At 66.1% G+C, this 19,148-nt stretch carries 15 protein-coding genes; 10 read left to right on the top strand and 5 right to left on the bottom strand.

Translation table 11 applies throughout. From position 1 onward, the window contains the following. Positions 1-135: 135 nt before the first annotated feature. Positions 136-567, top strand: coding sequence for a host attachment protein (locus tag R5H19_RS08845; protein ID WP_318158624.1), 432 nt, complete (start codon positions 136-138; stop codon positions 565-567). Between the two features lie 9 nt (positions 568-576). Next, positions 577-2,304, top strand: a complete 1,728-nt coding sequence (gene polX, locus R5H19_RS08840; RefSeq protein ID WP_318158623.1) for a DNA polymerase/3'-5' exonuclease PolX — start codon at positions 577-579, stop codon at positions 2,302-2,304. A gap of 57 nt (positions 2,305-2,361) precedes the next feature. Here polX and R5H19_RS08835 read toward each other — a convergent pair whose 3' ends face one another. Next, positions 2,362-3,345: a zinc-dependent alcohol dehydrogenase family protein gene (locus tag R5H19_RS08835; RefSeq protein WP_318158621.1), complete on the bottom strand. Its 984-nt coding sequence runs from the start codon at positions 3,343-3,345 to the stop codon at positions 2,362-2,364. Positions 3,346-3,571: 226 nt separating this feature from the next. On the opposite strand from R5H19_RS08835, the gene R5H19_RS08830 reads away from it, so the two are divergent. Together R5H19_RS08830 and R5H19_RS08825 are read left to right on the top strand one after the other, a co-directional pair. After that, entirely contained in the window at positions 3,572-4,309 is a 738-nt protein-coding gene (locus R5H19_RS08830) for a response regulator transcription factor (RefSeq protein WP_318158619.1), read from the top strand. An 8-nt stretch (positions 4,310-4,317) separates the two neighbouring features. Then, on the top strand, positions 4,318-6,354 hold the full coding sequence (locus tag R5H19_RS08825; RefSeq protein WP_318158618.1) for a PAS domain S-box protein: 2,037 nt from the start codon (positions 4,318-4,320) through the stop codon (positions 6,352-6,354). Between the two features lie 6 nt (positions 6,355-6,360). On the opposite strand, the gene R5H19_RS08820 is transcribed toward R5H19_RS08825, so the two are convergent. Together R5H19_RS08820 and R5H19_RS08815 are read right to left on the bottom strand one after the other, a co-directional pair. Continuing rightward, the gene (locus R5H19_RS08820; RefSeq protein ID WP_318158617.1) at positions 6,361-7,353 is read right to left on the bottom strand and encodes a cyclic nucleotide-binding domain-containing protein; all 993 of its coding nucleotides are present in this window, start codon (positions 7,351-7,353) and stop codon (positions 6,361-6,363) included. A 4-nt stretch (positions 7,354-7,357) separates the two neighbouring features. Continuing rightward, on the bottom strand, positions 7,358-8,161 hold the full coding sequence (locus R5H19_RS08815; protein ID WP_318158616.1) for a universal stress protein: 804 nt from the start codon (positions 8,159-8,161) through the stop codon (positions 7,358-7,360). 630 nt (positions 8,162-8,791) lie between these two features. Here R5H19_RS08815 and R5H19_RS08810 point away from each other — a divergent pair. Together R5H19_RS08810 and R5H19_RS08805 are read left to right on the top strand one after the other, a co-directional pair. Then, the gene (locus tag R5H19_RS08810) at positions 8,792-9,283 is read left to right on the top strand and encodes a universal stress protein (RefSeq protein ID WP_318158615.1); all 492 of its coding nucleotides are present in this window, start codon (positions 8,792-8,794) and stop codon (positions 9,281-9,283) included. A gap of 150 nt (positions 9,284-9,433) precedes the next feature. Next, positions 9,434-10,720: a divalent metal cation transporter gene (locus tag R5H19_RS08805; RefSeq protein ID WP_318158614.1), complete on the top strand. Its 1,287-nt coding sequence runs from the start codon at positions 9,434-9,436 to the stop codon at positions 10,718-10,720. A 174-nt stretch (positions 10,721-10,894) separates the two neighbouring features. Here the strand turns inward: R5H19_RS08805 and galE are convergent, their stop codons facing one another. Continuing rightward, on the bottom strand, positions 10,895-11,896 hold the full coding sequence (galE, locus tag R5H19_RS08800; RefSeq protein ID WP_318158613.1) for a UDP-glucose 4-epimerase GalE: 1,002 nt from the start codon (positions 11,894-11,896) through the stop codon (positions 10,895-10,897). A 645-nt stretch (positions 11,897-12,541) separates the two neighbouring features. On the opposite strand from galE, the gene R5H19_RS08795 reads away from it, so the two are divergent. From R5H19_RS08795 to R5H19_RS08780, 4 genes are all read left to right on the top strand, one after another. After that, positions 12,542-12,976: a low molecular weight protein-tyrosine-phosphatase gene (locus R5H19_RS08795; protein WP_318158612.1), complete on the top strand. Its 435-nt coding sequence runs from the start codon at positions 12,542-12,544 to the stop codon at positions 12,974-12,976. Between the two features lie 401 nt (positions 12,977-13,377). Further along, positions 13,378-14,655: a Vi polysaccharide biosynthesis UDP-N-acetylglucosamine C-6 dehydrogenase TviB gene (tviB, locus tag R5H19_RS08790; RefSeq protein ID WP_318158611.1), complete on the top strand. Its 1,278-nt coding sequence runs from the start codon at positions 13,378-13,380 to the stop codon at positions 14,653-14,655. A gap of 15 nt (positions 14,656-14,670) precedes the next feature. Then, the gene (locus tag R5H19_RS08785; RefSeq protein WP_318158610.1) at positions 14,671-15,681 is read left to right on the top strand and encodes an NAD-dependent epimerase; all 1,011 of its coding nucleotides are present in this window, start codon (positions 14,671-14,673) and stop codon (positions 15,679-15,681) included. 168 nt (positions 15,682-15,849) lie between these two features. Next, positions 15,850-16,113: a hypothetical protein gene (locus R5H19_RS08780; protein ID WP_318158609.1), complete on the top strand. Its 264-nt coding sequence runs from the start codon at positions 15,850-15,852 to the stop codon at positions 16,111-16,113. A gap of 142 nt (positions 16,114-16,255) precedes the next feature. On the opposite strand, the gene R5H19_RS08775 is transcribed toward R5H19_RS08780, so the two are convergent. Continuing rightward, positions 16,256-18,919: a TonB-dependent receptor gene (locus R5H19_RS08775; RefSeq protein WP_318158608.1), complete on the bottom strand. Its 2,664-nt coding sequence runs from the start codon at positions 18,917-18,919 to the stop codon at positions 16,256-16,258. Between the last annotated feature and the right edge of the window lie 229 nt (positions 18,920-19,148).

The raw sequence follows: 19,148 nt of genomic DNA, 5'->3' as shown, positions 1-19,148 counted from the left end.
GTGCCGGCCGTGGGCATAGCCTTCCAGCATGTCGTCGTCCCGAGAATCGCGATCGACAGACAGGGCTTTCGGGCGCCGCTGCCGCCAGCCGTTTCCGGCCACGGCGGCCGTCATGGTCAACGGGAGAACGCCAACATGCCGAAGATCTGGTTACTGGTCGCCGACGCCGCCAAGGCGCGCCTGTTCGAGATGCCCAGGAAAGGCGGAAACCTGACGGAGATTGCGTGCTACACCAACCCCGACGGCCGCTCCCCGGGGCAGCATCCCGAGCATGGGCGGCAGGGGCGCAGCCAGGAAAGCGCGAGCCCGGCACGCCATGCCATCGAGCCGCACACCACCTTGCGGGAAAAGCATGCGCTGCAATTCGCCGACCTGCTGCGCGACGCCGTTCGACAGGGACGCCTGGACAACCAGTACGACCAGCTCGTGCTGATGGCGCCGCCGCGATTCCTCGGCGTGTTGCGCGACCGCCTCGACGATCAGACGCTGAAGTGCGTCACGGCCGAGGTCGGCAGCGACCTGCTTGCGCTCTCCCCCACCGAACTTCGCGCGTATCTGCCGACCTGAGCCCGGCGCATGAGCGCGACCAACGCCGGCATCGGCGCGATCTTCGACGAGATCGCCGACTGGCTGGAACTGGACCAGGCCAACCCGTTCCGCATCCGGGCCTATCGGAACGCGGCGCGCACGGTCACCTCGTGGCCGAAGCCGCTGGCCGAGGCCGCCGACGGGAAAACCGCCTATGCCGAACTGCCCGGCATCGGCGAGGATCTCGCGGAAAAGATCGACGAGATCGTGCATACCGGCTCCTGTGCCCAGCTCAAGACCCTGCGTCGGACTCACCCGCGCGGGCTGCGCGAATTGCTGCACATCCCCGGCATCGGCCCGAAGCGGGCCAGCCGGCTGTTCCACGAGGCGGGCGTCAGCACGCCGCGCCGCCTGGTGGACGCCGCGCGCGCCGGCCGCCTGAGTACGATGAAGGGCTTCGGACCGCGCATGCAAGCCGACCTGCTGCAAGCGGCCGCGGCCCATCTGGCCAGCGGACACCGCTGGAAGCTTTCGTTTGCCGCCCAGCAAGCCGAAGCGATATCGCGGTACCTGCACGCATCGAAAGACATCGACGCGCTGGCTGTCGCCGGCAGCTACCGCCGGCAGCAGGACACGGTCGGCGACCTGGACGTGCTGGTTGCCGCCGACCAGGGGGCGGCGGTCAGCCGCCGTTTCCTGGCTTACCCGGAAGTGGCACGCGTGCTGTCGCAAGGGCCGACCCGTTCGAGCATCGTGTTGAAAAGCGGGCTCCAGATCGACTTGCGGGTGATGAAACCCGATGCCTTCGGCGCAGCGCTGGTGTATTTCACCGGCTCCAAGGCGCACAACGTGGCGTTGCGACGCATCGCCCGGAAGGATGGCCTGAAAATCAACGAGTACGGCGTCTACCGCGGTGCACGCCGCATCGCGGGGGACACCGAGCAGTCGGTCTATGCAACGCTGGGATTGCCGCCGATCCCCCCCGAGCTGCGCGAGAACCGCGGCGAGATCGAAGCCGCCCGGCAACACCGGCTGCCGGCGCTGATCGAACGCAGTGACCTGCGCGGCGACCTGCACGTGCATACCGATGCCTCGGACGGACATGCCAGCCTCGCCGACATGGTAGATGCGGCACGCAAGGCCGGTCTTTCCTACGTCGCCATCACGGATCATTCTCGCGGGCTCGGCGTCGCCCACGGACTCGACGCGGGCCGGCTCGCGCGGCAGATCGAGCTGATCGATCGCTTCAACGAGACCTCCAGGGACATCGTCGTGCTGAAAGGCATCGAGATCGAGATCCTGGAAGACGGCACGCTCGACCTCCCTGCGTCCGTGCTGCGCCGGCTCGACCTGGTCGTCGGTGCCGTCCACAGCCACTTCAAGCTGTCGCGCACCCGCCAGACCGAACGGATCATGCGCGCGATGGACCAGCCCTGCTTCAGCATCCTGGCGCACCCGAGCGGGCGCCTGATCGGCGAGCGCGAGGCTTACGAGGTCGACCTGGACCGGCTCATCCGCCACGCCGGCGAGCGCAAGTGCTTCCTGGAAGCGAACGCGCACCCCGATCGCCTCGATCTGAACGACGTCGGCTGCCGGATGGCCAGGGACGGCGGCGTGCGGGTGGCTATCTCCAGCGATTCGCATGACCCGAACGGCTTCGCGGCCCTGCGCTTCGGCATCGGCCAGGCGCAACGCGGATGGCTGGAAAGCGGAGACGTGATCAACACCCTCCCGCTGAAGAGACTTCGCGCGTTGCTCAAGGCGACCATGGCCTAGCGCGGTCGGGCGCATCGGCCAAAGCCTTGCTTTCGCCATGCGGCATGTCGCGGCGGGTTACGGCTTGAGCACCGCAGCGCCGCTCAAACGTCCCGCGCGCAGGTCATCCAGGGCCTGGTTGGCCTGCTCGAGCGGATAGACGTGCGTGGTGGTCTTTATGTCCCTGCCTGCTCCGGCCGCGAAGAAATCGCGCGCATCGGCACGGGTGAGATTGGCGACGGAAACCACCTCGCGTTCCTCCCACAGCCAGCGATACGGAAACGACGGGATGTCGGACATGTGGATGCCGCCACACACGACCCGGCCGCCTTTCTTCACGGCACGCAACGCCTGCGGCACCAGGTCGCCGACCGGCGCGAACAGGATCGCCGCGTCCAGCGGCTCGGGCGGCAGCTCGTCGGACGAGCCGGCCCATGCGGCACCGAGCGAGCGCGCAAAAACCTGCGCGGTGACGTCGCCGGCCCGCGTAAAGGCGTAAACCCGGCGCTGCTGCCGACCGGCGATCTGGGTGACGATGTGCGCCGCCGCCCCGAAGCCGTACAGGCCGATGCGCTTTCCCGGGCCGGCCTTCACCAGGCAGCGCCAGCCGATCAGGCCGGCACACAGCAGCGGGGCGATCGCGATGGGGTCGGCATCATGGCGCAATGGCACGCAGTAATCCGCGCGCGCAACGATATGGCTGGCGAACCCGCCCGGCCGTGTGTAACCGGTGAATTCGGGCATATCGCACAGATTTTCGCGGCCGTCGCGACAGTACTCGCAACGCTGGCAGCTGCCGCCCAGCCATGGCACGCCTGCCCGCTGCCCGAGCTTCAGCCCGGTAACACCGGGGCCAAGCGCCTCGACCAGACCGACGCACTCGTGCCCCGGGATCAGCGGCATCACGATGTTCGGCAGCTCGCCGTCGATGACGTGAAGATCCGTGCGGCATACGCCGCAAGCCTCCACTCGCAACCGGATCTCGTAGTCGCCCGGCAGCGGGTCGGGCAGCGTCCGCAGCGCCAATGGCCCACCGACCTTGCCAAGCACCATGGCGCGCATGATTTTGTCCTCGCTCCGAGTGGCCTCATCATCGCGCACGCCGTCGCGGTCCGGTTGACATGGCTCAACGCGCCTCCGCGGAGCAAGCGACGCCGGCCGTCGCTGCAGCCGCGGCGCCCCGTATGGCCCGGTGCGCCGGTCAGTCACTGCAAGCCGACGGGCGCAGGCGTATGCTCCGGCCCGAACGCTCCACTTGACCGGGTACCACTGCGGATCGAGAGTTCCGATGGCCGTCTCGCCCAGTTCTGCGTCATCCACGATTCCGCCGGCGCACTTGCTGGTGGTCGACGACGACACCGAGATCGTCCATATCCTCAGCCGCTACTTCAGCGGCCATGGCTTCCGCGTCAGCGCGGCCGGCGACGGCGTTCGCATGCGCCATGTCCTGGACAGCGAAGCGGTCGATGTCGTGATGCTGGATATCGGCCTGCCCGGCGAAGACGGCTTCAGCCTGACCCGGAGTTTGCGCACGCACTGGCACGGCCCGGTGATCATCGTGAGCGGGCGCGGCGAATCGGTGGATCGCGTGGTGGGACTGGAACTCGGCGCGGACGACTACGTTACCAAGCCGTTCGATCTGCGCGAGCTGCTGGCTCGCGTGCGCAGCGTCTTGCGCCGTGCATCCGCTCCACCCAGGGCAGAGGCCGGGCGCCTGTGGTTCGACGGTTGCGTGTTCGATCCGCAATCGCACAGCCTGACCGGGCCGCACGGCGAACTCATCCCGCTGACCAGCGGCGAATTCACCCTGCTCCAGATTTTCCTCGAACACGCCAACCAGGTGCTTACCCGCGACCAGCTGATGACGCATGTCCATGGCCGCGATGCAGGGCCGTTCGATCGTTCGATCGACGTGCAGGTCGGGCGCCTGCGCCGCAAGATCGAGCCGGACCCCGCCCATCCGCAATGGATCAAGTCGATCCGTGGCGCCGGTTATCTGTTCTCGCCGACGGTCCGGCAGATATAGGCAGCGCCATGTTCAGCAAGCAGGCTCCCGATGCCGCCCTGTTCCGCTCGCTGTTCGAGGCGGCGCCGGATGCCATGATCGTGGTCGACCGGCAGGGCGTCATCGTGCTGACCAATGCGCACGCCGAGCGCCTGTTCGGCTATGCGGCGGGGACGCTTGTCGGCCTGCCGGTGGAAGCGCTGCTGCCGGCTTCGCTGAAGCAGGCGCACGTCGCCCATCGCGCCCATTACGTGTCCCATCCGCGCGAGCGCACGATGGGCGCCGGCTATGAGTTGACCGGCATACGTGCCGACGGCCAATCGTTTCCGGTGGAAATCGGGCTGAGCCCGGTTACCGCTTCGCAGGGGACGCTGTATGCGGCATCGATCCGCGATATCTCCGAAACCCGGCGCGCGCGCCAGGCTCAGGAGCGCTCCCGTTTCGACGCTGCCATCGCCCAGATGGGCCGACACTTGCTTGAGGCCACCCATCACGAAAAGGCCGTCGGCGAGATTCCGGTGCTGGTGGCCGCTACCCTCGACATTCCTGCGACAGCGATCCTCATCAATCACCCGTATCGTGCAGGCTGGCGCACCATCGCATCGAAGGGTTTGCCGCAAGCCGTACTGGAAAGCCTGTCGAGCGCCCACGAGTCGCTGAGCGTGATGTGCAGCCAGGCACCGGGAACCGATGAGCCCTCACCCGTGCAAGGCAGCGTCATCGAGGTCCTCCGCGGCATATGTCCGTCCCTGAGCGAGCATTACCAGGAGGCTGCCCTCGTGCCGTTGCCGGACCGGCGTGGCCCCATGGGGATGCTGCTGGCACTTGCGCACCAGAAGAGCAGTTTTGACCGGGACCGGCTGAACTTTCTGCGATCGGTCGGCAATATCCTGGCCGCGTCCATTCAGCGCGAACGCAGCGATGAGCAACTGGCGCATGCGCGGCGGCTGGACGCACTCGGCCAGCTTACCGGCGGCATAGCGCACGACTTCAACAATCTGCTGACGGTGATTTCCGGCAATCTGCAACTGCTGGAGATCGACCTGCCGGAGGATCCGGCAACCCGGAAGACCCTCGCCAGCGCATCGCGCGCGGTCGAGCGTGGCGCGGCGCTCACCCGCAAGCTGCTCGCCTTCTCCCGCCGCCAGCACCTGTTGCCGCGCGCCGTGCGCACGGTGCAGCTGCTGGCCGACCTGAGCGAGATGCTGGGCCGAACGCTGGGCGAACGCATCGCCGTGATCGCCGAGTGCAGCAACGAAGTGCCTGCGGTATACGCCGACGAGGGCGAACTGGAAGCGGCCTTGATCAATCTGGCGCTCAATGCGCGCGATGCGATGCCGCACGGCGGCCGCCTTGCCATCGCGGCCCGCCCTTACCACGTCGCCAGCGCCGAGGACGACCCAAGGCTTGCCCCCGGCACGTATGTGGTCTTTACCGTGTCGGACAACGGCGAAGGCATCCCGGCGGACATCCTGGAACACGTGCTGGAACCCTTTTTCACCACCAAGGAAGCCGGCAAAGGCAGCGGACTCGGCCTCAGCATGGTCTACGGTTTCGTGAAGCAGTCCGGCGGCCATTTCCATATCGAGAGCCAGGTGGGCCACGGCACCCGTGTCGAGCTTTTTCTGCCGGCAGCCGCTTCGGCCACTGTGCAGGAAACGATCAGCGCACCATCGCGCCGCGGCCACGAAACCGTTCTCGTGGTGGAAGACGAACAGGAAGTAAGGCGCGTCGCCGTCGCCTTTCTGCGTACGCTGGGGTATATCCCCTGCGAAGCCGCCGATGCTGCCGCCGCGCTGGCGCAGCTGGCGGCGAAACGTTCGAAGATCGATCTGCTCTTTACGGATATCGTGCTTGGCGGCGGGATGACGGGTTTCGAACTGGCCATGAAAGCGCGCGAAAAGCATCTCCAGCTCCCCGTGCTTTTCACCTCCGGCTACGAATACGCCGCGATGGGTATCGACACCCGCGCTTTCGGCAGCTTCGAACTTCTGCGCAAGCCTTATCGGCGCGAACAGCTTGACGTGGCGGTCCGCCGGGCGCTCGATCGCGCCGGTGGCAAGTGATACCGCTCAGTTCACCGCGGTACTGCTTGCGCCCGCCATCGAACGCAGTCCCTTGACATCCAGCATGCGTATCTCGCGGCGCTGCACGTCGATGTAGCTCAGGTCATGCAGGTGCGACAGCGCACGGCTCACGGTTTCGTGCTTCAGGGCAAGAAAGCTGGCCATGTCGATGCGGTTCATGCGCAATATGAAATGCCTCGCGCTGTAGCCGAGGCGCGCATAGCGGGCAGCAACGTCGAGCAGGAAGGCGGCCACGCGGCGCTCCGCCGCCAGCGTGCCCAGCATCAGCATCCAGGAGCGATCGCAGCGTATTTCCGCGGCCAATGCCGCGGTCAGCCGCGACTGGAGTTCCGGCACATGCTGGCAGGCGCGCAACACCGCCGGGTACGGCAGCTCCCAGGCCTCGCTGGCCTCCAGGGCGATCACATCGCTCGCATAGGCTTTCAGGCCGATGGATTCCATGCCCACGAACTCGCCGCGCATACGAAAGCCGGTGACCTGTTCGCGCCCATCGTCGGCCAGTTCGCAGGTTTTGTAGGAACCGGCATGCACCAGGTAGATCGCGCGGAACGGTTGGCCGGCGTGATAGATGCTCTGCCCCGCGGCATGCTTGCAGCGCCGCACCGGGACATGTTCGCGGATGGCTTCCATATCGATGCCCAGGTCGGTGTCGGAGGCGGCCAGGATCATGGAAGCGTGAAGATTGCCAGCCTGCGTGATGCGTATGTCGGTCGCCTGCGCTGCCATGACACGTACCCCCGGGGTGCGGTCGCGATGGAATAGGCTGACGACTCTAGACCTGGCCCGTAACGGCAATAGCTCGATCCGGCAACAGTGCGTAACGGTTTGTAACCGTGGTCCGCCCGGCAGGCGTCTGACGCACGTCGGGCCGCCTTCGCCGGCTGGCCCGGAGTCCGGGGAGCGGGCGTTGCCGTGTACCGGATACGGCCGCACGCGGCCGGACGCGGCCGGGTCCGCCCGAGGCGTCGTCAGGTTCAATGGTTCAATGCGACAGCAACACCGGCAATGGGGCGTGATTGAGCACATAGCGCGTGGTACCGCCAAGTATCAGCTCGCTCATCCGCGAATGGCCCCATGCGCCCATCACCAGCAGGTCGGCATGCATGGCAAATGCCTGGACGAGCAGTGCTTCGCCAGCCTTGGCCGTGGCCGGGAATTGCTGCACCGAGTGCGGCGTGATGCCTTGCCGCGCAAGCCAGTCGTGCACGGGCAAAGGCGGCGGAGCGACGCCGGGGGATTCGTCGTTGGCACCATCGACAAGGCACACCTGTTTGGCCTCGCGCAGAAAAGGCACGGCAGCACGCAATGCGTGCATGGATTCCTTCGTGCTGTTCCATGCCACCAGCACTCTCTCATGCCGGAAGCTCCCATCCCAATCCGGCGGAACCAGCAGCATCGCGGACGCAGCAGTGAGCAATACCCTCGTCACATAGTCCATGCCTGCGGGAAAGCCGGCTTCACGGTTCGGCAGGCGGCTCACCGTGATGTCCGCCATGCACGAACGCCGCGCCAGCACCGGCACGTAGACGCCGCGAATCACTTCCCAGGTGCCGTTGACGCCGTGTTCGGAACATTGCTTCGCCCACCAGGCGTCGCGCCGCCTGGCTTCGTGCTCCTGCGTCGCCAGCGCGGCCATCACATCGGGCATGGCCATGGTCGAAGGAAATACCTCGACGATGTTCAGCCCGGTCGCATAGGCGTGGTGGCGGCTTGCAAGCGAAAAGCCGGTTTGTACGACAGGGTTGTCATCGCGCATTTCTTCGACGTTGACCAGAATCTCGAACATGACGGCGTCCCGCGGCGGACTTCGCCGCGTCGACACTCGCAGAACGCGGGGTGCTCGGTTTGATCTGGGTCAATCGTCACCGGCGCCGTTGGGGCTCGCTGGTTCGCGAACTGCGGTCGCATCGGTGGCTGTTCCAGAGAATTCGACAAGGCCTTTCCGGTCGCACGGATGCGGTGAAATGCCGGGTTGCCTGCGCGCGTCACGGATCGGGCTGACCACCGTGGCCACCACGCTGACGACGTCGAAAATGCTCGTTTGGCGACATGGTTTTTCATGGCACGCCTCCACACGCGGGGGCGGCCACGCCGCGTTGCGCAGTGGCCGCCGGGCATGAGCGGCCGGGCACATGGGCCAACGACCGCATCCGGCCGATTGCCGAAGCTCCGGCACGCGCATGGCGGCTCTTTCGATCAAGCCGACGACAGCTTGGGTTGACTGTCGGAGCCCGTCTTGATGACGATCAACTGATCCTTACCTTTCCTCTCTCGCGTTGCCGCAGGGCCCGGCGACACCCGTTCCCGCAGCGACGAGTTGACCGCGATCAATACCGCGGGAAACGTTCAGGCCACCATGGCGCCCAACGCGACTGAATACAGGCGCGGCATCCCCAAGCTCTGGAGACATTCGTCCATGTCCACCGAGACCTCTCCGAGTCCGGACGTCGCCGAAGGGAAGCGGAAAGCGCTGTTCCGGCACTTGCTTCTGCCGATCGATGGATCGGACCTGTCGCGGCGGGCTTTCCGCCTGGGATTGGAGTTGGCAAAGGCGTTCGACGCCAGGGTGCTGGCGCTGCACGTCGTGCCGCCGTTCAACTCCATCGCCTACATGACCGAGTTTCTCGTCGCAGCAGAGCTGAGTTACAGCAAACAGGCAGTGCAAAGCGCCACGCGCTATCTGGACGAGGCAAAGAAGCTGGCCATGGACGCACGGGTACCCTGCGAATGCCGCTACGCCTTCGGCGAGCTCCCCCATCAGGCCATCCTGGAAGCTGTCGGCGAACATCATTGCGACCTCATCGTGATGGCAGCCCATGGCTGGCATGGCCTGAACCGGCTGATGGTGGGCAGCGAAACGCAGAAGGTGCTGCTGCTGAGCGAAGTTCCGGTGCTGGTCTGTCGGTAAGCCGGCGCGGCAAACCATGCCGCCCACGGGCTGGGAATCCCGCTGCGGCAGCTCGCCGCGCGGGTTTGACGACGCCATCATCCGGACACCTTTACCTGCCGCGTCCTGCTGGCGTAGCGTCCGGCCTGGGCCACCCACCGGAACAACCGCATGGCCGTACGCGAAAACACTGAAGACGGCGGCCCGGAAACCCCTCCCTGGGCCAACCTCGGCGCCGGCCTGATCACCGGCGCGGCCGACGACGACCCCAGCGGCATCGCCACCTACTCGCAGGTGGGTGCGGCGTTCGGCTACGGCATGCTGTGGTGCGCGTTCCTGACCATGCCGTTGATGATCGCCATCCAGGCGATCAGCGCCGGCATCGGCCGGGTCACCGGCCATGGCCTGATGGATGGCATGCGCCAGTACTACCCGCACAAGCTGGTGTATGCGCTGGTCACGTCGATCTTCATCGCCAACGTGATCAACCTGGCGGCGGACATCGGCGCCATGGGCGCGGCCCTGAAACTGCTGGTCGGCGGATCGGCCCTGCTCTATGCCGCGGGCTTCGCCGTACTGTCGCTGCTGCTGCAGATCTTCATCCCGTTCACCCGCTATGCGCCGATCCTGAAAGTGCTCACCCTGAGCCTGTTTGCCTACGTGGCCACCGTGCTGGTGATAGACGTGCCGTGGCGCGTCGTGCTCAGGAGCATCGTGCTGCCGCCGATCGTTTGGAACGCGGCGTACGCCGTGGGCCTGGTCGCCCTGCTCGGCACCACCATCAGCCCCTATCTGTTCTGCTGGCAGGCCGCCGAGGAAGTGGAGGAGATCAAATCGAGCCCGCAACGCAAGCCGCTGCAGGACGCACCGCAACAGGCGCCGAGCGCGCTGCGCCGGATCGGCATCGACACCGCGGTGGGGATGATCTTCTCCAACCTGATCGCGTTCTTCATCATCCTCACTGCCGCCGTGGTGCTGCACGCGCACGGCAAGACCGACATCCAGACCTCGGCCCAGGCAGCCGAAGCCCTGCGGCCGCTGGCCGGCGACCTGGCGTTCGCGCTGTTCGCCGCCGGCATCATCGGCACCGGCCTGCTCGCCGTGCCGGTGTTGGCCGGCGCCACCGCCTACGCCGTCGCCGGCGCGTTCGGCCAGCGCAGCGGGCTCGAACACAAGCCGCACGAAGCCCGTTTCTTCTACGGCGTGCTGATCGGCTCCGCCCTGCTCGGCATCGCGCTCAACCTCACCCCGCTCGACCCGATCAAGGCGCTGTACTGGAGCGCGGTGATCAACGGCGTCGCCGCCGTGCCGCTGATGGTCGCGATGATGTTGATGGGCTCGCAGCGCAAGGTCATGGGCGAATTCACCATGCCGTGGCCGCTGAAACTGTTCGGCTGGCTGGCCACGGCGGCGATGGCGGCGGCCGTGGCGGTCATGTTCGCCACCTGGCGAAATTAGACCCTCGAGCGGTCGATCACACTGCGCATCGGTGGCGCCATCACGGCTGCCTGCGATGGACGGCCAAACGTCTACCACGTCGCCGTGCTGCGCGGCACCGACGTCGACCGGCCGCGCAACCTGGCCAAGCCGGTGGCGGTGGAGCAGGCGCGCAGCGAGAGACTGCGCTGAAACTCACGCCCCCGACGCTACCGGCTGTTGCGCGAGCTTCTGCTCCCACAGCAGCGCCGTGCGCACGATGAAATCCAGGTCGTCGTACCGCGGTTTCCAGTCGAGCTGCTGCTTGAGGCGGTCGCTGCGCGCCACCAGCATCGGCGTGTCGCCGGCACGACGCGGCTGCTCGATCACCGCCAGCGGGCGGCCGCCGACGCGTTGCACGGCGTCGATGACCTCGCGCACGCTGTAGCCATGGCCGTAGCCGCAATTGAGGGTCAATGACTCGCCGCCATCGCGCAGGTGGTCGAGTGCCCGCAGATGTGCTGCGGCCAGATCCTCGACGTGGATGTAGTCGCGGATGCCGGTGCCGTCCGGCGTGTCGTAGTCGCTGCCGAAGATCGACACGCTGGCGCGCTTGCCGACCGCATGCTCGCAGGCCACCTTGATCAGCAGCGTCGAATGCAGCGTCGAGTGCCCGATGCGGCCCTGCGGATCGCAGCCGGCCACGTTGAAGTAGCGCAACGTGGCGTGACGCATGGCCCCGGTGGCGCCCAGATCGCGCAGCATGGTTTCGGACATCAGCTTGGACATGCCGTAGGGATTGATCGGCCGGGTCGGCGTGTCCTCGTCCGCCATGCCGCTTTCGGTGACGCCATAGACCGCCGCGGTGGAGGAGAAGATGAAGTGCCGCATGCCGGCTTCCGCGCAGCAGGCAAGCAGGTTTTCCGTGTTGCAGGTGTTGTTGCCGTAGTACTTGAGCGGATCGCTCAGCGATTCGGGCACCACCGTATGCGCGGCGAAATGCAGCACCGCATCGACGCGGTGCCTGGCCAGCACGCGCGAGACCAGCGCGCGGTCGCCGACATTGCCGACCACCAGTTCGGCGCCCCGCACCGCATCGCGGAATCCGGTGCACAGGTTGTCCACGACGACCACGCGCTCGCCACGTGCGACCAGCTGCTGCACGACATGGCTGCCGATGTATCCGGCGCCGCCGGTGACGAGGACGCTGTGGTTCATGAGCGACTCCTTCATGGACGGCGAAGACGGCATGCTCACCGCACGCCGCGGCGCTCACTGCCGGGTGTGCCATGCCACCCTCCCGCTTCGGGCGGGACATCGGGGCCTGACGGGCGACGACGCCGGAGTTCCTCAAGCAGGCCGCCAGACACGCGGCGGCTCCCGGACGACTTCGCCGCAGGCGGTGCCCCCATCCCCGTCAGGGAAACAGACTCGTTTCACCTTCGCGCGCTCGACTTCATGATCAGGACAAGCTGGCGTGAAAATCGCATTCACACTTGCATTCACATTTTCATGACTTGCGCGGATTGGATGCTCCGTTTGGTCAATATTCACTGCCAGCCAATTCGAACGTGCAATGATCCGAGGCCACGTGACGGTTCCCTCGCCGGCATGCAGCAGCATCCAAAGCGACCAGGCGAACTTTTCACGACTGCAAGCATTGGATAATCAAATGAACAGGCGACAGGCTTTGTTGCCTGATTATCGACCCGTTACCACGAGGCGCACGCCAGGTTGCCTGCGGCAATGCTTCCGGCGATTACGGCGCCAGCCCTCGGGAAATGGGACAGTAAATAATCCGCCCGCCATTTCTCGCGTCCTGACCGACGCCGACTGACGTGGCTCCGGGAGCAAATCGGCATCGTGGTCAAACGGATACTGATCGTCTGCATGGGCAATATCTGCCGCAGCCCCGTGGCCGAATACCTGTTTCGACAGCGCATGGCGGGGCGTGACATCGAGTTCGCCAGTGCCGGACTCGGCGCGCTCGTCGGCAGTCCCATGGACGCGACTGCCCTGCAAGTGCTGGCCGAGAACGGCATCGACGGCGGCATGCACCGCGCGCGCCAGCTGACGCCCTCCATTCTGCGTGACGCCGATTTGGTGCTGGGTATGGAAAAAAGCCATGTGGCGGCAATGGTGCAACTGGCGCCCGAGGTTCGCGGCAAGGTTTATCTGCTCGACAAATGGCTGCGCGGAAAAGATATTCCCGACCCTTATCGCCAGCAGCGGAAAGTATTCGAGCATGTTCACCAGATAATCACGCAGGGTGTCAGTAGCTGGGAACCCCATCTGTGATTTCCGATGTTTCGCGTGCAGGTGCGGCGATCTTCGGGGCTCCCCACCGGTCCGCGGACGCCGGCGTGCACGATTCGTGCACAGTCCACCTTGGCATAGTCGGCACCATGTCAGTGTCAGCGCAACGTGAAACCCGTCGCGCCACGTACGCAGGCCTTCTGCGAGTGGCCATGACGGCGCGTGAACACGGGATGGCCAGCGGATCCGGCCTCGGGGCCCCCGCCGCCCGGCATGCCGCCGCCGTGGTCCCACGGCTGCGGCCCGCGCAACGCGCGTCTCCACCGTTCCGCGGCTGCTGGCACCTTACCTGAACGCTGATCCACAAGCGCGCCCGGTCGTGGCTGTGAATGCCGATCGACGCGCGCATCGGCGCGTCCCACCCAAGCCTCCGAGGTGACCGTATGCGGAACATCCAGAACACCAAGCTCGCCATCGTGGGCCTGGGTTATGTCGGCCTGCCGCTCGCCGTGGAATTCGGCAAGCACTACGACACCGTCGGCTTCGACATCAACCAGGACCGCATCGACGAGCTGGCTTCCGGCCACGACAAGACGCTGGAAGTCGATGCGGCGGAGCTGGCCGCAGCCAGGCAGCTGCGCTTCACCGCCGAGCTGGATGATCTGCGCGACCGCAACACCTACATCGTCACCGTGCCCACGCCGATCGACCTGGCCAAGCGCCCGGACCTGAAGCCGCTGATCAAGGCCAGCGAAACCCTGGCCAGGGTGCTCAAGCCCGGCGACGTGGTGGTATACGAATCAACCGTGTATCCCGGTTGCACGGAAGAGGTATGCGTCCCGATCCTGGAAAAGGGCTCGGGCCTGGTCTACAACCGCGATTTCTTCGCCGGCTACAGTCCCGAGCGCATCAACCCGGGCGACAAGCAGCATCGTGTCACCGGCATCCGCAAGGTCACTTCGGGCTCCACGCCGGAGACGGCCGATTTCGTCGATCGCCTGTACGGCTCGGTGATCACCGCCGGCACGTACAAGGCCAGTTCGCTGAAGGTGGCCGAGGCGGCCAAGGTGATCGAAAACACCCAGCGCGACCTGAACATCGCGCTGGTCAACGACCTGGCCATGCTGTTCAACAAGCTCGGCATCGACACGCTGGAAGTGCTCGAGGCAGCCGGCACCAAGTGGAACTTCCTGCCGTTCCGCCCGGGCCTGGTCGGCGGCCATTGCATCAGCGTGGACCCGTACTACCTCACCCACAAGGCGCAGGAGGTGGGCCACCATTCCGACGTGATCCTGGCCGGTCGCCGCACCAACGACGGCATGGGTCCGTACATCGCCGGCGAAGTGATCAGGCTGATGGTGCGCAAGGGCATCAACCCGGTACACGCGCGCGTGCTGATCCTTGGCCTGGCGTTCAAGGAGAATTGCCCGGACCTGCGCAATACCCGCGTGGTCGACATCGTGCTGGCGCTGCGCGGCTACAACACCCAGGTCGACGTCCACGACCCATGGATCAACGCCGCCGAAGCCGAACATGAATATGCCATCACGCCGCTTGCGCAGCCGCAAACCGGCAGCTACGACGCCGTGATCATCGCGGTCGGCCACGAGCAGTTCGTCGGCATGGGCCCGGCCGGCATCCGCGCGTTCGGCAAGGCCGCCTCGGTGCTGTACGACGTGAAATGCCTGCTGCCGCGCGACGCCGTCGACGGCCGCCTCTGAGCGGGACTTCATGCCATGAAAGTACTGGTCACCGGCACCGCCGGCTTCATCGGCTCGCACGTCGCCTTGCAATTGCTCGCACGCGGCGACGAGGTGGTCGGCCTCGACAACCTCAACGACTACTACGACGTCAACCTGAAGAAGGCGCGGCTGGCACGCTTCATCGCACATCCCGGCTATGCGCACGTCCATGCCGATCTTGTCGACCGCACGGCGGTGGAAAATGCCTTCGCCACACACAAGCCGCAGCGCGTGATCAATCTCGCGGCGCAGGCCGGCGTGCGCTATGCGGCCGAGAACCCGCACGCGTACGTGGCCAGCAACGTCACCGGTTTCCTGCACGTGCTGGAAGGCTGTCGCCGGCATGAGGTGGAGCATCTGGTATTCGCTTCCACCAGCTCGGTGTATGGCGCCGACACCGCCATGCCGTTCTCGGAACATCAGCCCACCGAGCATCCGCTGACCCTCTACGCCGCCACCAAGAAGGCCAACGAGCAGATGGCGCACAGTTATGCGCACCTGTACGGCCTGCGGTGCACGGGCCTGCGCTTCTTCACGGTCTACGGGCCATGGGGGCGCCCGGACATGGCACTGTTCCTGTTCACCCGGGCGATCCTGGCCGGCGAGCCGATCAAGGTGTTCAACCATGGCCGGCACAAGCGCAGCTTCACCTACGTGGACGACGTCGTCGAAGGCGTGATCCGCACGCTGGACACACTGCCAGCCAGGGACAGCCACTGGAACGGCAACGCCCCCGACCCGGCCAGCAGCGGGGTTGCGCCGTACCGGCTGTACAACATCGGCAATGCGGAAACGGTGGAGCTGATGCGCTACATCGCGGTGCTGGAGCAGTGCCTGGGGCGCAAGGCGCAGATGGAGATGCTGCCCATGCAGGCCGGCGACGTTCCCGACACCGAGGCGGACGTGTCGGAACTGATCCGCGCGGTCGGCTACGCCCCGAAGGTCTCGATAGAAACAGGCATCGCCAACTTCGTGGACTGGTATCGCGGCTATTACGGCGTGTAATCGCCCCCTGCCCGTACACGGACAGGCGCATTGCCGATACAGGACAGTTTTGTGATTATCCCTGCCATCAAAAATACCGGGTGAAACTCTCCGGGTCGCCCTTGCCCGGTCATGCCATCGAAGCTTCGCTGAAGCGCTCAAGCCGACACAGGACGGAGGAAAACCCATATGAACGGCTGGATCATCACGGGTTGGGCCACGCTGGCGGGGGTCGCCCTCTTTGCCCTGGATCGCCTTGCGCTGTGGATGGAGGCCCGCGGCTGGATCTACTGGCGCAGGCGCCGGGCCAAGGGTTCCGCCATCGGTGCGGCCATGCTCGAACTGCAGGATATGCTGGAAGCCGGCCGCGCCAGGCAGGTCATCGAGGCGCGCGACGAACGTCATGCCGAGGCACCCGATCCGGGCGCGGCACCGCCGGGACGCGAGAATTGACGGCCGCACTGACCGTCAGGAGCCACCCCGGGATTGCAGTGGTTCGCCAATCGTCAGTGCACCCGGATAACAGGCGGGACTGACCTGGATATCCCATCTCCCCGGGCACGCCCGGGGAGATGGTCCTACATGGCAACGCCGGTCAGAAGCTGGCCGTTACCCGCGCATACCAGAAGGCACCGTTGAAACCGAACGGCGAGGTGAGCGCGTACTTGACGCCCAAGTACTGCAGCGTGGCGTTCTGTTCCTTGCCGGGGTAGGTATCGAACACGTTGTTGCCGCCGACGGCTACCGAGAAGGTGTCGTTGAACTTGTAGCGCGCCTCCAGGTCCAGCAGCGTCTTGCCGCTGTAGTGGTCCACGTCTTCCGGCGGGTTGTTGCTGCCGAACAGACCGACCGTGGTGCTCCAGCCGCCGTAACGGTTGACCCGCGCGATGAAGTCGAACTGGCTCAAGCCGTAGTCGAAGCTGAGCACTGCGCGGCTCTTCGGCACCTGGTGCTCGAGGTCGTACACGAAATCGTCGTTGAGCGTGTTCGGCCTGACCTTGACCACGTCCTGCTTGTTGCGGTTGTAGCGGAAGTCGACGTTGAGCGTGCCATTGCCCAGCTGGTGTCGCGTGTCGACCACGAAATCAATGCCTTTGACATGGGAGTCAAACGCATTGCCGAAGTAGCTGGCGTCGCTGCCGAGCAGCAGCTGCGCATTCGGGTAGCCGCCGGCGGCGAGCTGGTCGACGGTGGCCTGGGTCACGGTCTTGCTGACCAGGCCGATGCGATTGGCGATCCGGATCCGGTAGTAATCCAGGCTGGTCGTGATGCTGTCGGTCGGCGTCCACACCGCGCCCACCGACAAGCTCCTCGATGTTTCGGTCTGCAGCGGCGTGGAACCGAGCGCGCGCGCCACCGGGTTGTTCACCGGATAGGTGCCGCTGGGGATCAGGCCACCCTGGGCGTTCGCCGTGGTGGTGACGTTGAGCGTGTTCGCCTGGCCCGGGGTCGGCGTACGGAAGCCGGTGTTGAACGTGCCGCGCAGCGCGAACGCATCGGTGAACGCGTAGCGGCTGGAGAGCTTGTACACCACCTTGGAACCGTAGCCGTTCGCATGCTCGTAGCGCACCGCCGCGGCGCCCGACCACTTGTCGGTCAGATTCGTCTCGGCGTCGACATAGGCCGAATCGCTGTTCTGCGTGAAGCGCCCTGCCGCGTTGGCCGGAAAGCCCTGGAACGCGTCCGAACCCACGCCGAACACCGAGGCAGTCGGCCCCACTTCGGTCGAGCCGGGATCGCCCTGGTGGATGATGTAGGTTTCCTGGCGCCACTGCGCGCCGAAGGCGAGCGTGAGCGGCGAGTTGTCGAACGAGCGGACGAAATCCGCACCGGCGCCCTGCTCGCGCTGGGTCAGCTTGCCGGGGCGAAAGCTGGTCGGCGAAAGGCTGCCCAGGCTGGGGTTGATCGAACCCTGCAGGCGGTAATCGACCTCGTTGCTGCCGTTGCGGTAATGCACGTCCCACTGCAGGTTGCCCTGGCCGCCGCCACGCACGCCGCCAACCAGCTGGTGATCGGCGATGTCGGCGCCGAACAGCGGGCTGTAGCCGCCGGGGAACTGCGTGTAGATCGGATTGAGCAGCATCCAGCCGCTCGGGCTGGCGGCATTGGCCGTCAGGTAATTCGCCGGGTTGCCGCCGCCGGCCACGATGCTGTCCACCAGCGACTGCGGCGCGTCCGCCGGCGTCAGGGTGCCGTCGGCGTAGCTGACCAGGGTGGAGCGGCCGCTGATGCCGTACTGCGCCGGCAGCACCGGGCTGCGGTAGAAGAAGCTGGACAGCACCTTCTTGTCCATGAAGTTGCCGTAGCCGTACAGCTGCGCGTCGCCGGCCAGCGGCAGGCCGGCGTTGACGAACAGCTTGTTGGTCTTGGTCTGCGGATCGCCCCAGCGCTGGCCGAGGCCGTCGTACGGCACCAGGTTCGCGCCCACCACCGCCGCCACCGCGGCCGCGCCGCCCTGCGGCACGCCGCGCGAGGTGGGGTCGGTCGTTTCGCGCTCGGCGCTCACATGCACGAAGCCGTCGGTGCCGAGCGGAAAGCCCGCATCGGCATCGTAGCGCCGCAGGGAGCCGTCGCCCTTGCCGTACTTGCCCAGCTCCGCACTGACCGTCACGCCCTTGGGCGCCTTCTTCAGGATCACGTTGACCACGCCGGCGATCGCGTCCGAGCCGTACAGCACCGAGGCGCCGTCGCGCAACACTTCCACGCGCTCGACCGCGTTGGACGGGAACACCGAGAAGTCGACCGCCTGCGCACCCTGGTTGAAGGTGCCGAGCGGGTCGATCTGCAGGTTGACCAGCGCTGAGCGATGGAAGCGCACGCCATCCACCAGCACCAGGGTCTGGTCGGGTGACAGGTTGCGCAGCGACACCGGCCGCACGAAGGCCGTGCCGTCGGCGATCGGAAAGCGCTGGGTGGTCAGCGACGGCACGATGTTGGTCAGCGCGTCGGTGAGATCCGCCGAGGGCTGGTTCGCGATCTGGCTGCCGCTGAACGCGTCGATCGGCGAAAGGGATTCGGTCGGCGACAGGCCGGCCCGATGCGTGCCGGTCACCACGACCTCCTGCAGGTTGGTGGTCGACTTGTCTTTCGGCGCATCGCTGCGCTGCTGCGTTCCGCTCGCCTGGCTGGCCGTGGCCTGCCCGCTGTCCGACGCTCCCGGATCCTGCGCCTGCGCCGAACACGCGAGCAGCGTGGCGGCGGCAAGCGCCGTGCGCACCGCACGCAAAAGCACTACGTTGACACCTGTATGGTTGGGCATCTTCTCTCCCCTCTGGTTGGCCTTGTATCCCCCTCCGGCGCAACCTACTCCGCCCCTTTCAGTCGAAAAAGCCCTCCTTTGGTATTGCGTGCGTGAAATCACTCTGTTGGCGACAGCTTCGCCACCGCGGCACACCCGTCACTGGCGCCGTTCGCCGCGACAGGGCAGCGGTAGGGGTGGCCACCCGCGAAAGCGCTGCCCGCACCCCGGCCATCCCCCAGCCCAGGGG

Origin of the sequence: Rhodanobacter sp. KK11 (assembly GCF_033345435.1) — a bacterium.
Classification (GTDB): domain Bacteria; phylum Pseudomonadota; class Gammaproteobacteria; order Xanthomonadales; family Rhodanobacteraceae; genus Rhodanobacter.
Note: the sequence above shows the minus strand (reverse complement) of the source record. Positions and strands in the feature narration are given on the sequence as shown.

Bases quoted from the DNA above. Each gene is read 5' to 3' on its own strand.
- R5H19_RS08845 (WP_318158624.1), top strand. From the start codon at position 136: ATGCCGAAGATCTGGTTACTGGTCGCCGACGCCGCCAAGGCGCGCCTG.
- R5H19_RS08825 (WP_318158618.1), top strand. From the start codon at position 4,318: ATGTTCAGCAAGCAGGCTCCCGATGCCGCCCTGTTCCGCTCGCTGTTC.
- R5H19_RS08815 (WP_318158616.1), bottom strand. From the start codon at position 8,161: ATGTTCGAGATTCTGGTCAACGTCGAAGAAATGCGCGATGACAACCCT.
- R5H19_RS08805 (WP_318158614.1), top strand. From the start codon at position 9,434: ATGGCCGTACGCGAAAACACTGAAGACGGCGGCCCGGAAACCCCTCCC.
- R5H19_RS08835 (WP_318158621.1), bottom strand. From the start codon at position 3,345: ATGCGCGCCATGGTGCTTGGCAAGGTCGGTGGGCCATTGGCGCTGCGG.
- R5H19_RS08810 (WP_318158615.1), top strand. From the start codon at position 8,792: ATGTCCACCGAGACCTCTCCGAGTCCGGACGTCGCCGAAGGGAAGCGG.
- R5H19_RS08775 (WP_318158608.1), bottom strand. From the start codon at position 18,919: ATGCCCAACCATACAGGTGTCAACGTAGTGCTTTTGCGTGCGGTGCGC.
- R5H19_RS08830 (WP_318158619.1), top strand. From the start codon at position 3,572: ATGGCCGTCTCGCCCAGTTCTGCGTCATCCACGATTCCGCCGGCGCAC.
- R5H19_RS08780 (WP_318158609.1), top strand. From the start codon at position 15,850: ATGAACGGCTGGATCATCACGGGTTGGGCCACGCTGGCGGGGGTCGCC.
- R5H19_RS08785 (WP_318158610.1), top strand. From the start codon at position 14,671: ATGAAAGTACTGGTCACCGGCACCGCCGGCTTCATCGGCTCGCACGTC.
- galE (WP_318158613.1), bottom strand. From the start codon at position 11,896: ATGAACCACAGCGTCCTCGTCACCGGCGGCGCCGGATACATCGGCAGC.
- polX (WP_318158623.1), top strand. From the start codon at position 577: ATGAGCGCGACCAACGCCGGCATCGGCGCGATCTTCGACGAGATCGCC.
- tviB (WP_318158611.1), top strand. From the start codon at position 13,378: ATGCGGAACATCCAGAACACCAAGCTCGCCATCGTGGGCCTGGGTTAT.